A 14,453-nucleotide genomic window follows, 5' to 3' on the forward strand; every position below is an offset into this window, starting at 1 on the left:
CAGTCTTAACGCCAAAAATGGGGTTAAGACTGCTTTTAATTTACCGCTAAAACCGCTATACTATTAGTATAAAATCAATAAGGAGTGTGTGGAAAATGACAAAAAGAGTTCAAGGTTCTTGTACATCAATTTTAGTTGGTAAAAATGCTTCAATCGACGGTTCAACAATGATTTCTCGAAATGATGATGGGCATGAAGCTTTAGATCCACAACGTTTTGTTGTTGTACAACCTGAAGATCAACCACGTAATTATCAATCTGTTATTAGTGGTGTAAAGGTAGAATTACCAGATAATCCAATGCGTTATACCTCAATTCCAAACTCACTTTTAACAAACGGAATTTGGCCTGCAGCGGGTATCAATAGTGATAATGTAACGATGTCTGCTACAGAAACAATTACAAGTAATCCACGTATTCAAGGGCTTGATCCTTATGCTGCTGGTGGAATTGGTGAAGAAGATCTTGTAACGCTCGTCTTACCATATATTCATAGTGCTAAAGAAGGGGTTGAACGTTTAGGCGATTTACTCTTAACACATGGCACATATGAACCAAATGGTATCGCATTTTCCGATAATGATAGTGTTTGGTGGCTTGAAACAATCGGTGGCCATCATTGGGCAGCTGTTCGTATTCCGGATGACGCTTATGTTGTTGCACCTAACCGTCGAAATATTGATATGTTTGATTTTGATTCAGAAGACACACTTTGTTCTGAAGATTTAAAAGTCTTAATTGATAATAATAAGTTAAATCCTGATTTTGAGGGTTACAATTTACGTCATATCTTTGGTAGTGCATCAATTAAAGATACGGTCTACAATAATCCCCGTACATGGTACGGTCAACAATATTTCAATCCTGAAATTATTCAAGATCCAATGGATCAAGACTTACCTTTCATTTGTCATGCAAATCGTAAAATTTCAATTGAAGATGTTAAATTTGTTTTGAGTGCACATTTTGAAAATACGGAATACGATCCTTATGGTAGTGCGCCAGAAGATATTAAAACACGATTCCGTCCAATTGGGATTAACCGTAATCATAATGTACATTTATTACAAGTTCGTAATGATGTACCTGATGAGATTGCTGGGATTCACTGGTTAGCTTATGGTGCAAATACGTTTAATACAATTGTGCCATTCTATGCGAACGTTAATGACACACCAGAATCATATAAAAATGCGACAGGTGAATTTGATTTAAATAATATGTATTGGCTCAGTTGTACAACTGCATTGTTGGGCGATACGAATTATGACTTCTACGTAGATATGCGAAATACATTTGAACTTGAAGCAATGAGTGCTTACCATGAAATTCAAAATGTTGCTGATAAGGCAGTTAGTTCACAAGCAAATATCACAGCATTTTTAGAAGAAATGAATAATAAGTTAGCTACAGAATCATTAAAACGTCAAACACAATTGTTAGGTGAAATGGTTATATCTGGTTCCGAACAAATGAAATTACGTTATAACTTAAACGATTAATTATAAACAAAATGAAAAGTTATCATTAAGTTGATAACTTTTTTTGTAACAATTATTTTAATTACTAGATTTAGGCAGCACTTTTGAGTAATATGGTACCATTTCATATGCTAGTAAAAATCAAATTTAGATCACTTAAATATGGTTTATATAATTCTTATTATAATGATAACAAGTATAATAATATGCTTTTTGCTAAAATTAACGTTTTTAAAAATCTTTAAGCTTTCTTTGATTTCACTTATTGTAAAATAAGATTCGTGATTGGAGAAAGTTAATGGTTAAAACGATAAGTCAGTTAATTCGAAAAAAACGTAAGGCACTTAGTCTAACAATTGAGCAGCTTGCTGAAAAGTCTAACGTTTCTATTAGTTTGATTTCTAGAATTGAACGAGGGGACGTTGCTAATATCAGTATTAATAAATTATCTGATATTGCCAGTGCGCTAGAATTGGAATTGTCAGACTTCTTTAGTAGGCAACAGTTTTCGGATATACCTACTTTAGAATTATTACAATATTTTAGTACGTTAACAGATGAGAAACGTGAGAAATTATCAAAATCAATTCTTAGAATTATTCAATTATAAATGATAATGATTAATAATGGATTATGTTATTTTTTTATAGAATGCACAATTTTTCTGTCTTTGTATTCTTTAGTTAAATTAATTTCAATTATTTTAGGTTTTAAATTTTTCGATAACTTTAAATTGGATAGTAATAAATTAGAATTGTCCATGGTAGATCGTCATCTTCAAATAATAGATCTTAACCAAGAAACTTTCCTGGTTAAGGGTTATTTTAGTAGGAAATTGAATTAATTTAACTTAGATGTCAAGTTAAATGATAGATAAGATATCGTTAGTATTTGGAGAGAAATTAGAATAAAAAATGACATGAAATAGGTTAAATGTTAACATAAAGAGGATAATAATTCTGGGGAATAAGTTATTTTTTAAGTATGGTATTGGGGATAAAAATTTAACTCAAAAAAATATTTATGTTAATGATTGGAAATACTCGGAGGTAAGCATTTGTACAAGAAAAACATTCTCGATAAACAAGAATGGCTAATTTGCGAAATTATTTAAATATTAGCTTTGAACGAAACTGGTTTATCAAGAAAACGATTACGTGAGCAATTAAATGTTTCTGAAACGGCTGTAAAAGTTGCTTTACAACAATTGGATAAAGATTTAAATTCCGGGGATGAACCCTACATGATTATTACAAAAAATAACGTCCAATTATTAGGTAAAGGCGAAATGAATTTTAATCAAACGATTTATCGGTATATAAAAAAATCGATAAATTATCAGATTTTAATGGCCTTTTATACTAAAGGTAATGCAAAAGTTGAGAATCTAGATACTAAATTAAATGTCAGTGAGGCTTCTATTTTTAGAAGGATTAAGCGATTAAATTCTCTTTTAGAAGAATTTCATGTGAAAATTTCTCATGGTGTGATGTTAGGTAACGAAAGTCAAATTCGCTTTTTTTATTATTCATTGTTTTTAGGAATTGATTTTAAATTCGAACAATCAAGTGAAAATGGCATTATTATGGCAGTCATCCAACGGTTTGAGGAATATTTTGATTTTAATGTGAATGATAGTAGTTTAGTTAGAGTAAAGCTTTGGTTAAAAGTAACAAGTCAACGAATGATGGTTAACGATCAAGATAATCGTAGTATTTCAGTTGTTTTAGAAGACATGATAAAAAATAATTCTTTGTTCGATAGCGTTGAAGAAGAATTTGGCGAAATTGTTAAAGAGTTTAAGCATAAAGTTGATATTCATTTTGAAAGTGCACTACTTTACGCTTGGACCACGGCTTTTGTGCCAGTACCATGGAGCACCTTTGTTGCCCATGATTTCGTGGCCGTTAATCGTAAAAATAATAATAAATTGCAACAAGCTGTTGAATTTTTAGAAAATGGCTTTGAGAATAGCTTAGGTATTCAGGTTGCTGGAGGCGATTTAAGTGAGTCTTTATATCCAATTTGTACAGAAGCCTTTTTATTTCACGGCGTTTTAAAATCTGCTAGTACAGATATGATGGAAGATTATCGCCTTAGAAAAGATAATGAGTTAGTTCTTAAAAATGTAAAAAATGCCATGAGTGCAATGATTGAAGAATCGAAGGGCGATCCCGAATGGTATGCCTTTTATTCAAGGTATGGTGACTCATTTATCAAGACGATTATGTCAATTTTTAATGCGCGTTTATTGGCAAAAGAAAAATTATTAACGGTAGGTGTGGATTTAAATACTGAGGAGCGCGTTAAGGAAATGTTTATGATGTACGCCAGTCGGGAATTAAATATTAATTTACGAGTCAACATAGATGTTTACGAGTCTACTAAGAATTATGATTTAGTTATTACAAATTTTATGAGCAAAAATTATTTGAATTCAGCACTGGAGACATATATTATCACTGGATTAGGGACGGATAGTGATGTACTTGGCGTTGAACAAGAATTAATAGAGATACTTAAAAAATATTATCATACTCAATGATAATATTTTTTTGATTTGAATTAGTTATAAGCCTAAAAAAAGAGTAGATTTCTCTACTCTAAATTAACTATATTATTAAATATTCAGATATCGTAAAGCAAGTTGACAGTAAGTCATATTTGCCCAAGAAAACCAGTCTCTAGTAAATTGACTTGGGTCATTAACGTTAATTCCTTCATGACATTGTAATGTGTCATCATCGGTTTGACTAATGATATCTAAATTATTTTGCATAATTTCCGGATTATTTGATGTTAATCCCTCCATCGCTAACGAAATCGGCCAAATATATTCCTTTGGTGTATGAGGACTGCCAATCCCTTTTAAATATTTTCCCGAGTAATAATAGGGATTTTGATCACTCAGAATAAATTTACGCGTTTTTTGGTAGATAGAGTCATCAGGTGAAATATAACCAATAAATGGGAGAGATAATAGACTAGGTACGTTAGCATCGTCCATTAAATTGATATTACCTAAGCCATCAACCTCATAGGCAAAAATAGTTTCATTAGAATTTGGAGCTGATACGATTCCAAAATTTTCAATTCCAGATTCAACTTCAGATCGGAGACGACTTATTCTTTTAAGTAGCTCGACTGGAGCTGGTTGTGTTTTAGATAAGGTAAGCAACTCATCTAGGACACAAATGATATAGCAATTACCTGGAATATGATAACCATATAAGCAGGCATCATCACTTGGGCGGAAACCACTCCAAACCATACCTGTATACCCAATTGGTGCACCTTTACCACCATGACTCAATGTGTCTGTTGAGGGACCATTAGAACGATTAAAAATATAATCGGAAGTTTCATGATGTTGTTCCGTAATAAAGGTATCCACAATTAACTTTACAGTTTGCCAAAAGTTACTGTCTAAATGTTTTGAATATCCAGATTTTTGATAAAGTTCTGATGCCAAATGGATAGGGGCGCATAATGAATCAATTTCAAATTTTCTCTCCCAAACGAGATCAGATATTGGAATATTTGATTTATCAACTGTGTAGTGTGCACCAGAACTAGTTTCGTTAAATGCATTTGCATAAGGATCATGTTTAATATAGGCAAGTTGTTGATTAATAACGCCATGGATGAGATATGTTATTTCTGGAATCTTATCTGTTAGTGAAAGATAAGGTAGTATCTGAAATGTCGAATCTCTGAGCCACATGGCAGGAATATCTCCTGTAGCAATGAATATATCTGAATCATTTTGTACTTTAACCGTATTTGTTAGTGTATCAATGAATACATTACGAAATAATGCAGTAGATTTTTTTGAAGAAAGTGAAATTGTTTCTGAATAATCCGTAACTTGTTTAATTAGTTTTTCTTGATTTATCATTTAAATACCTCAAATCGTAAGTTATCATAATTACTTATTTAATTGGAAAGATACCGTAAGTTCTAATTTCTCCTGGACCAAACGATAGTAAATCAACGGTGGTAACTTTTGAATTAATGAAATGGCTAACTTTACCATTTAAATCGAGTTCAGCAATGTTACAAGTAGTATTTAATGAGAGATTGCCAGGTTGATTGATAACGTTATCAGTTGGATTATAAAGACGAAGTTCAAATCCAGTTTTATCATCTGATATTGAAAAACTACTCATAATGACCTTTAAATTTTGAACGGACATAATTGAATTGTGATTAACGTTAGTCTTTGCTGGATTCATCATGAAATATTGTAAAGGTGTTGAGAAGCGATTTATTATTTGATCTTGATAGAAAAGTTCATTTTGACTTAATTGGCGATGCTTATTTTGAAGTTCAATAGGCTTGAAGTCAGCTTCAACAACTAGCCCACCTTCAAATATTAATTCTTTATTTAATTGACTATCCGGAGTTGATACAATTTTTGTTTGTAGACCTGAAGCATCTGAGGGACGGCGCATTAAGTCAGGACGTCCTAAGAAACCTACTCCTCTAAACAATGTAATCGCTAATTTATCAAAAGATTTATCAATTAATTGAAAATCTTTCGTACCTAAGGTTAGAAAAGACCAACTTACTTCTTTATTATGTGAATTAGCGAAATGAATCATTGGTCGCATACTTGTTGGTTCTTCCTTATAACCAATTTGTTCCCAGTCTTTAAGGTGTTTGTCTTCAGTAGGACGTTCAATGATACCAAATGGGGTATCTGCGAACGAGCTAACGACATTCGTTAATTGTGTATTTAAAATAAGTCGCATACGATGATCAAGAATAGTATTATCAATGTGCATCTTAAATTTAATAACGTTAGAATTTTTTGTTAATGTTAATGTTAATTGATAATTTAATCGACCAGTTTTAGTTTTTAGTGCACGCTCCTCTAAGTTGATTGGTAAGGTCCACGAACCAGTAATTGACATAATTTGATATAATTTTCCTGATTTAAATGTTATTGAATCAGATTTTGAAAAATCTAAAGTTAATAACCAATCTTTGAATGCAGGAGAGTAGTCATACGTATCACCCTCATCACCGCTATCTTCAATTGTCATAAAATTAGAATATGAGTGATTATCAAACTTTGTTTTAAGATTTAATTGCCCGTCATCAAAAGAAATTTTGTAGAAATCATTTTGAATATCAGTAGATACTTCTAATGTATTTACTGGGTTGTTTTCAGAGACGGACTGAATGCAGTAGCCAGTCCAATCTGTAGCTGATATGATCGTTTTAAAAGCAATTTTAGTAATATAATAAAAATCATCAGTCATTTCAGTTTGATCACGGCGTAAAACTGCTGCATTTTCTTCCTTTTGATAAATAATATCAAAAGGAACATCAATGCCGTCTATTGTTTTAAGATTAAAATTAGCAAAAGAAGTACTAACTTCGAATTCACGAATTTCATTAACTGGTAAAGGAAGTGGATTCCAAGCAAATAAATTTAATTGTTTTTTATCTGAAATAGAAATACTTAGTTTACGAAGTAGATAATCTTTGAGTGAAAGAGATAATTGATCTGCCACAATTCCACGATGTAAGATATCTTGATTTGTTTTATCACTGTTACAGCCACCGGAACTATCATGAGCTTGTCCACGGGCAATAGTCTTCCAAATATCATCAATTAAACCTTGCTTTTCAGATATACCCTGATGTGTAGCAATAGCCATTAAAGGCTCGACTTCATAAGTCATTCTCCGTTCTAATTTATCGTAAAGCTGTTTTAAATCGTAACGAGAAGAATAGATTCCTCGATGTATTTTAGAATCTGATGGATCAATGAATTCTCCATTAAATGATGGTAAATTGGACTCCTTAGCTAATGCATCAAAAAATTTTGGATACGTACTTTCTTGAATAACAGAATCAGATTGTAAAAGAACACTATTAGCAGTTGCAAGTCTATCTTTTAAATTATGATCGATAGCTCGCTGGTCGCCACCAATTGGTAAAACAAGATTGTCAGATGTAGTATTCGTTGAGATTTTCTCCGTTAAATCGAAAAAGTTATCATTTTCAACTAAATCTACACCTGCATAATAGCCATTTTTAATATTAGCAACTAAAACTTTGGAGGAGTCATTACTTGTCCAGTAAAAATAGCGGGAATCGTTTTCTGTAGGGAACCCACGCCAGAAAACGGTGCTATTAATACCAAATCCATTATATATTTTTGGCATATCTTGTCCTTGTCCAAATGAATCTGGGAGATACCCAACTTTCATTACGCCACCTAAATTGTCAGCTAGCTTTGATCCAATTCTGATATTGCGAACAATAGATTCTCCAGAAGTAACCATTTCATCAATTTGAGTATACCAAGGTCCAATGAGTAAACGACCCATAGAAACATATTTTTTGATAAGATCTTCTTTTTCTGGAGCTGTATTTAGATAATCATCAATAATTGACATCTGTCCATCTAATAGATAATAATCTAGTTCATTTTTAGATAATGCCTCAAAAGCTTCGTCCATATGGAAGGCAAATTGAATTCGAGCCTCTTGACGTGTAAAATACCATTCAAAATCCCAATGAGTATGTGCGATTGCATGAATCTGTTTCAAATGAAACACCCTTTCTTCTCTTGAATTAAATTCAGATTATTCTGTAACCATGTCTGCATCCAATTTTCTTGCTTCTGCACGTTCATGGCGTTGGTTGATAATAACAAATGGAGCATATAGTGCAGTATCTAAGACAACTAAAACAGCAGTTAAAACGACTGGGCTTAGATGGAATGCACCTAATACCCAAGTGCTAATGAAAATAGGTTCATTACCAGAATTTAAAACTACAAGAGGTACAACCCAACCGATTGAAGTTACAACATATGCAATAATTGCATTTGTGACAGGTACAACAATCCATGGAATGAACATTAGTGGATTTAAAACAATAGGTAAACCGAAAATAACAGGTTCATTAATACCAAAACAACTTGGAATGAAACCTAGTTTTGCAACTTCTCGCTCTTTTTCACCTTTATTTGTGAAAATCAGCATTGCAATAATTAAACCAAATGTTGCACCAGAACCACCAATCATGGCGTAAACATTTGTCATTGTATTAGGTGAAATTGAAATATCAGCAAAACTTTGAGTTTCAGCAAATTTTGCAACGTTTTTAAGGAATAGTGGTAACCAGAAGGCTGAAATAACGCCCCAGACGATATTGAAACCATGTAAACCAAGGAACCAAAGGATTTGTTCTAATAAAATAACAATAATAATAGCTGGAAGCCCAACACCAACGCTTAACATTGGTGAGATAACAATATCAGCAATCATTTGTACTAATGAAACATAGCCAAGTGACTGTATTGTAATTCTTACGATACCAAAAATAATAAGTACTTCGGAAATTGGAATTAATGAGAAAAATGAATCGAAAACATTTTGTGGTACGTTACCAGGCATTTTAATCGTGAACTTACTTCTTGCGAATCGAGCGAACAACGAAACGGCAAGCATTCCAACAATTAAGGCTGTAAACATACCTTCATAACTAAAGAATGAAGTTGAAAAACCTTCAACAACTTTAGCTTTGCTATCCAAAAAGTTAACGTTATTAGGAATCATGACGAAGTATGCTGCGAATGCCAATAATGTGGCAATAATTGGATTTAAACCTTTATTTTTTTCGTCCTTTTTTAATTCCATTGCATACGAGTATGCTGATGAAAAAACAACGATTAGTGCAACAATACCAAGAGTAGCAGTACCAATGTAGCCGAATAAGTCACTAATACTTGTTAAAATGACATTATGAATATCTTTTGCTTTAATTAATGCATCAAGTTCCATTTTGATTAGATTTGAGAATGATCCGACAACAGTAAACGGAATTGTTCTAACAAAGGCATTCTTAATAGCTTGTAAAATGGTATTTCTTTCAACCCATGCTGAAACTTTTAAGAGTGGCCCCTGGATTTTTTCTAAGTTAAAATGCATAATAAAGACTCCTTTTAATTTTGTTTATAGAAAGCGCTTTCTATAAACAAAGTATAACAACATCTTTTTAATTTGTAAATACATATTTAAATGAAACGTGTTTACAAATTAAATTATATAATATAATATGTATATACAAATGTATAGAAATGAGGTAGACAAATGTACAGATATCGAGAAATATACTCAGATATTAAACGAGATATTTTAACAAATCATTATCGTGCCGGGGCTTTACTGCCAACTCAAGAAATATTAACCGAAAAATACCAAGTTTCTAGATTAACGTTAAAAAAATCATTAAATTTACTAATTGATGAAGGATTAGTTTATAGTAAGCAAGGGTCAGGGACGTATGTGCGACCAAGAATGGATAGTCAATCTACGGAGATGTTGCCTCTAGATTTACCTGTTGGTGTCACATATTCACATCGAGATCAAAAAATATCAAGTAAATTAATACATTTTAATGCCCGATTACCAACAGAAATAGAACAAAAAAATCTACAAATATTATCTAATGATCCAGTTTATGAAATTAAAAGGGTTAGATTGATTAATAAAAAGGTCTATAGTTTTGAGCACTCAGTGATGCCGGTCTCAATTGCGCCTATCGATGAAAAGGTATTATCAGGATCCGTGTATGACTATTTAGGGAGTCACGCGAACTTACAGTTAACAGATGCAAGACGAGTGGTTTATGCTGAACCAGCAAACAAAGAAACTAGTCAAGTTTTAGAAGTTTCCTTGGATAGTCCAATTTTTGTAATTGATCAAATCGCTTATGATCAAAAAGGCCGCGCCTTTGAATATTCGACGTCAAGATTTGTGAGCAATCATAATAAATTTGTCTTAGATGTTCATTTAAATAAAAACAACTAAAAAAGAGATTCCTGCAATATACTTTTTTTTAACCGATTTTAAAATAGGATAGCATAAAGTAGAGTAGTTTGTGATCGTAACTAGCAGTGATATTGTGGGACAATACGCGATATGTGTTGAAGTAATAAATAAAGTATGGAAAGGAGGATGCAACAATGATAATAAGACAAGAAGAAATAGAAAACGATTATAGTTTTTCACAATCTACCTTAAACGTAATTGTTATGGATTCAAAAATAACCAGCATTTCTTTACCCGAATTGAATTAATTTTGCATAAGAAAAGGCATCTGTCTTTCGACAAATACCTTAGTATTCCGCCACCAACACCAGTTGACAAAGAGCCCTTTTTAAAAGAATAATCAGTTAATCTTTAAATCTGAGCGGTATTAAAATTGAACCGAGTGGTTATTTAATACTGATTCAAAATCTCAAAATAACATATATAAAAAAATTCCCTTGAAATATCTAGACATTAGGTAAATAATGTGGGTGTAGCGAACTGTGTAGGAGTAAAAATGATATGGGGGTTAAAAAGATTTGGTTCGCGGAAATAATATGTAGGGGTGATTAAATGAATATGCTAGTTAGTGATTTTGATGGAACGATTTTGAGAGGTGACTTTGTAGATAAGAATACAAGAGAGACTATTGCGAAACACAACAAAGAAAATGATCTCTTTGTTGTGGCCACCGGAAGATCTCCAAAATCGATAGTCAATGCGAAAGAAAAATATGGTCTACCTGAGTTTAACTACGCTCTAGCATCAAATGGCTCAATAGTAATTGATAGTAGAGGTCAGATTATTAAAGCATTCTATCTGAACGGGGAGCAGATCAATGCGATAAAAGAAATAATTAATAAATACTTGAGTTCAATCGAACGAATTATGATTTCAAGTAGTGACAATGAATTACGTAGTTTCGATAAATTAAATCCTAGCTCGGATAATATTTGTTCAATTACTGTCGTAGCAAGTACTAAAATTATCAATGCTATAAGTGAGAAAATAGCAACGAAAAGAATATTGAATTTCAATCGCAATGGAAAATACTTAGACATTACGCGTGTGGGTATTGATAAGAGTACTGCAATTAATTGGTTGGTTAACATAAAAAAAGTAAATATTAATAATGTGTATTCTGTCGGAGATGATTATAATGATATAACAATGCTTCAAAGCATTAATAAGTCATTTACTTATAATGATAGTCCGTTGCCTGTCAAGACTGCTGCTAGATATTTAATAAATGTATACAGTGATATAAGTAATTATGTGAAGAAAGAAGTAGAATAAATGAAATCGCTTACATCGGCAACTAATCGTTTCTTCAATTCCAGAATTTTGACTGGAATCAAAGATGGGATGATATATACCATCCCCATTACAATTGTAAGTTCTATTTTCATTATTCTTGTACAATTTGATATTAATCCCGATTTGAAAGTCTTAATGAATCGATTGATTACTTTTTCGTTCAACATTTTAGGTGTAGTAAGTTGTTTAGGAATTGCTTTTTCGATGACTAAAAACGAAAAATTAAAACTAGAAACAACTATTACCGCACTAATTTCATTTTTAGTTCTTTGTGGAGCAGAAAATGTAAAAATAGTAAAGAATATAACCATTGATTGGATTGGAAGCAAGGGGATTATTGCAGCGATGTTAATCGGAATACTCATCCCTATTTTCTTTGAAAAGATTGTTAACTTAAGGATTGGAAATAAAGTTTTTAAAGATTTACCGAGTAATGTTGGAATAGCTTTTGAGTCTTTAATTCCGATGTTTTGTTGTTTTATTGTTATAGGTGTCGTTCAATTTGTATTTCAATTTATCATAAAAAGAACCTTCGTAGAGACTATTTATACTCTTTTGCAGCTTCCTTTACAAAACTTATCGGACACGTTTTTTGGTGTGATTTCTATCTCGGCATTGATTTCAGTTTTTTGGTTTTTTGGCATTCACGGTAATTCCGTTATTGGTGGAGTAATAACACCGATTTTATTGACAAATACTATTGAAAACCAGTCGATTATAGCAGCACACCATAATCTAACAATAGTGAATGGAGCGCATATAGTAACTCAACAGTTTTTAAATCAATTTATTACTATGACAGGAAGCGGTATTAGTATAGGGCTTATTCTATCAATGATTATTTTTTCAAAAGAGTCAGGTAATCGCAAGCTAGGATTAGGTGCTTTTGTACCTTGTTTATTTAATATTAACGAACCAATAGTTTTTGGACTACCAATTGTATTGAATCCATACATGGTAGTACCGTTCATTTTTATTCCAGTTATTACCGGAATGTCTTTATATCTTTGTATTCTATATGGAGTTATTCCGCCGTTTAACGGTGTCATTCTTCCGTGGATAACACCACCATTAATTTCAGGCTTTTTGCTAGGAAGTTATAAATATGTTGTGTTTCAAATCGTAATTATCATTATGTCTTTTGTTGTTTACACACCGTTTTTAAAGCTGTACGAAAATAATAGCACTAAGTTAGTCTTAAAGGGAGCGCATAGTAATGGAAAATTTTGATATATCCGTAATCATTCCAACCTACAATCGGAATAAATTACTTGAAATTAGTTTGCAGTCACTACTTAAACAAAAACTGAATAATACGACTTTTGAAGTAATAGTTGTCGATGATGGATCGTCTGAAGAAACAATCTCAATTGTTAAGGCATTTGAGACATCACTGAATATTAAGTACTATTATCAGTCGGATAATGGATTTAAGGTTTCTGAAGCGAGAAATGCTGGAGCAAATATCTCTGGGGGTAAATATCTCGTATTTATTGATGCTGGTATTGCAGTTTGTAGTACATTTGTGAGTGAGTACCATAGAATTTTAGTAAATAATGAAAATAGTTTTGTGATTGGTTATGTTGCGGGATTTGATGATCATGATAAATATAAACAGGCAATTATTGATAACTTTAATGCGGCGGATGTCGATGGCACGATTCAAGTATTATTGAATTTAAATGCGTATGATCGCCGTGAATCAGTATACCAGTCAATGGGAGATGATTTGTCTAAGTGGCCAGCACCATGGGTAATTGGTTGGTCATGTAATATTGGAATATCAAAAGATGCCTATCAAAGAATCGGAGGATTCGATGAGGCTTACACAACTTATGGTGGAGAGGATGCAGATTTCGCTATTAACGCATTTGTGCATCATATTAGATTTATCCTTGATAGATCTGCGATTGCAGTTCACTATCCACATGAAAAAAATAAAAATACAGTAAGCACCGAAGAAGCTAAAAAATATACGCTAAGGAAAAGAAAATATATGTTCAATAAATATGGTTTAAGCTCAATTAGAACTTGGATTGGAACTAAAACGGAATTATTAAATGGAGAGTTGAGTAAAGCTGGTGGAAATAATGAAAACTAAGAACGTTGTTGATTTACACAATTTTATAGACGTTAATGATGAGAGATTGCGTAATGGTATGTTGAAGCAAACTGTTGTTGATTTTTTGGATAATTTTAATTATGTGGATCTAACTAGATTAAATCATTCATACACTGCAAATAGTAGCCAAATATCAAAGAGTGCAATTATTGAGGGGAATGTGTATATCGGTGAAAATGTTATTATTCAGGGGTTTGCTTACATCAAAGGCCCAGCAGTCATCAAAGACAATGCATTGATTGGGAAAAGTGCATTTATTCGAGGTGGCTGTTATATTGGGGAAAATACTATAATTGGGCATTCCTCGGAGATTATTAATAGTGTGATTCTGGATGATACGCATATTGCACACTTTAATACAATAACGCGGTCTTTTATTGGAAGTGATGTAAACTTTTCAGCTTATGCGTCGACTTCCAGCTTTAACTTGTATGATGAAATTGACGCGACTGGATGGCATAAAACAAAAAAAATTTTTTTCGATGATAAAACATATTTAAAAACAAGTTCAAAATTTGGAGCCATTATAGGTGATCACTGTCGCATTGGAGCTTACACTATGACATATCCAGGTGTTACAATGGGGAAAAATTGTGTTGCGTTGCCACATCTCATGATTAAAGAGGGTTTTTATGCAAATGACAGTAAATTATACTTACAAGATTATTATACTCACACAGTAAAAAAAGGATGTTAGAC

The 14,453-nt window shown here is 32.2% G+C and carries 11 protein-coding genes; 8 read left to right on the plus strand and 3 right to left on the minus strand.

The genetic code is table 11. The annotated features are described in order from the left end of the window. The first annotated feature begins 95 nt into the window (after nucleotides 1-95). From AC1RPY_RS01565 to AC1RPY_RS01575, 3 genes are all read left to right on the plus strand, one after another. Nucleotides 96-1,502 (plus strand): C69 family dipeptidase, encoded by a 1,407-nt coding sequence (locus tag AC1RPY_RS01565; protein ID WP_481760888.1) that lies wholly within the window; start codon nucleotides 96-98, stop codon nucleotides 1,500-1,502. 277 nt (nucleotides 1,503-1,779) lie between these two features. Then, nucleotides 1,780-2,091, plus strand: coding sequence for a helix-turn-helix domain-containing protein (locus tag AC1RPY_RS01570; protein ID WP_481760887.1), 312 nt, complete (start codon nucleotides 1,780-1,782; stop codon nucleotides 2,089-2,091). A gap of 513 nt (nucleotides 2,092-2,604) precedes the next feature. Further along, nucleotides 2,605-4,026 (plus strand): AcpB/EbpR/MafR family transcriptional regulator, encoded by a 1,422-nt coding sequence (locus AC1RPY_RS01575; RefSeq protein WP_481760886.1) that lies wholly within the window; start codon nucleotides 2,605-2,607, stop codon nucleotides 4,024-4,026. Nucleotides 4,027-4,101: 75 nt separating this feature from the next. On the opposite strand, the gene AC1RPY_RS01580 is transcribed toward AC1RPY_RS01575, so the two are convergent. From AC1RPY_RS01580 to AC1RPY_RS01590, 3 genes are read right to left on the minus strand one after another with little or no spacing between them, the layout of a single operon-like run. Next, entirely contained in the window at nucleotides 4,102-5,379 is a 1,278-nt protein-coding gene (locus AC1RPY_RS01580; RefSeq protein WP_481760885.1) for a glycoside hydrolase family 125 protein, read from the minus strand. Nucleotides 5,380-5,413: 34 nt separating this feature from the next. Continuing rightward, a complete protein-coding gene (locus AC1RPY_RS01585) occupies nucleotides 5,414-8,047 on the minus strand; it encodes a glycoside hydrolase family 38 N-terminal domain-containing protein (RefSeq protein ID WP_481760884.1) in 2,634 nt (877 codons plus the stop codon). Between the two features lie 36 nt (nucleotides 8,048-8,083). Continuing rightward, the gene (locus AC1RPY_RS01590) at nucleotides 8,084-9,433 is read right to left on the minus strand and encodes a PTS sugar transporter subunit IIC (RefSeq protein ID WP_481760883.1); all 1,350 of its coding nucleotides are present in this window, start codon (nucleotides 9,431-9,433) and stop codon (nucleotides 8,084-8,086) included. A 162-nt stretch (nucleotides 9,434-9,595) separates the two neighbouring features. Between AC1RPY_RS01590 and AC1RPY_RS01595 the strand changes: the two genes are divergently transcribed. From AC1RPY_RS01595 to AC1RPY_RS01615, 5 genes are all read left to right on the plus strand, one after another. Next, nucleotides 9,596-10,315 carry a GntR family transcriptional regulator gene (locus AC1RPY_RS01595; RefSeq protein WP_481760882.1) on the plus strand — a complete coding sequence of 240 codons (720 nt, stop codon included), beginning with the start codon at nucleotides 9,596-9,598 and terminating at the stop codon, nucleotides 10,313-10,315. Nucleotides 10,316-10,888: 573 nt separating this feature from the next. Next, nucleotides 10,889-11,611 carry an HAD-IIB family hydrolase gene (locus tag AC1RPY_RS01600; RefSeq protein ID WP_481760881.1) on the plus strand — a complete coding sequence of 241 codons (723 nt, stop codon included), beginning with the start codon at nucleotides 10,889-10,891 and terminating at the stop codon, nucleotides 11,609-11,611. Then, entirely contained in the window at nucleotides 11,612-12,862 is a 1,251-nt protein-coding gene (locus AC1RPY_RS01605) for a PTS sugar transporter subunit IIC (protein ID WP_481760880.1), read from the plus strand. Beyond that, nucleotides 12,849-13,733: a glycosyltransferase gene (locus AC1RPY_RS01610; protein WP_481760879.1), complete on the plus strand. Its 885-nt coding sequence runs from the start codon at nucleotides 12,849-12,851 to the stop codon at nucleotides 13,731-13,733. The genes AC1RPY_RS01605 and AC1RPY_RS01610 overlap by 14 nt, the downstream gene beginning before the upstream one ends. Next, a complete protein-coding gene (locus tag AC1RPY_RS01615) occupies nucleotides 13,723-14,451 on the plus strand; it encodes a DapH/DapD/GlmU-related protein (RefSeq protein WP_481760878.1) in 729 nt (242 codons plus the stop codon). The genes AC1RPY_RS01610 and AC1RPY_RS01615 overlap by 11 nt, the downstream gene beginning before the upstream one ends. Nucleotides 14,452-14,453 lie beyond the last annotated feature (2 nt).

The organism is Dellaglioa sp. CoH-56-MRSF-12, assembly GCF_056782075.1.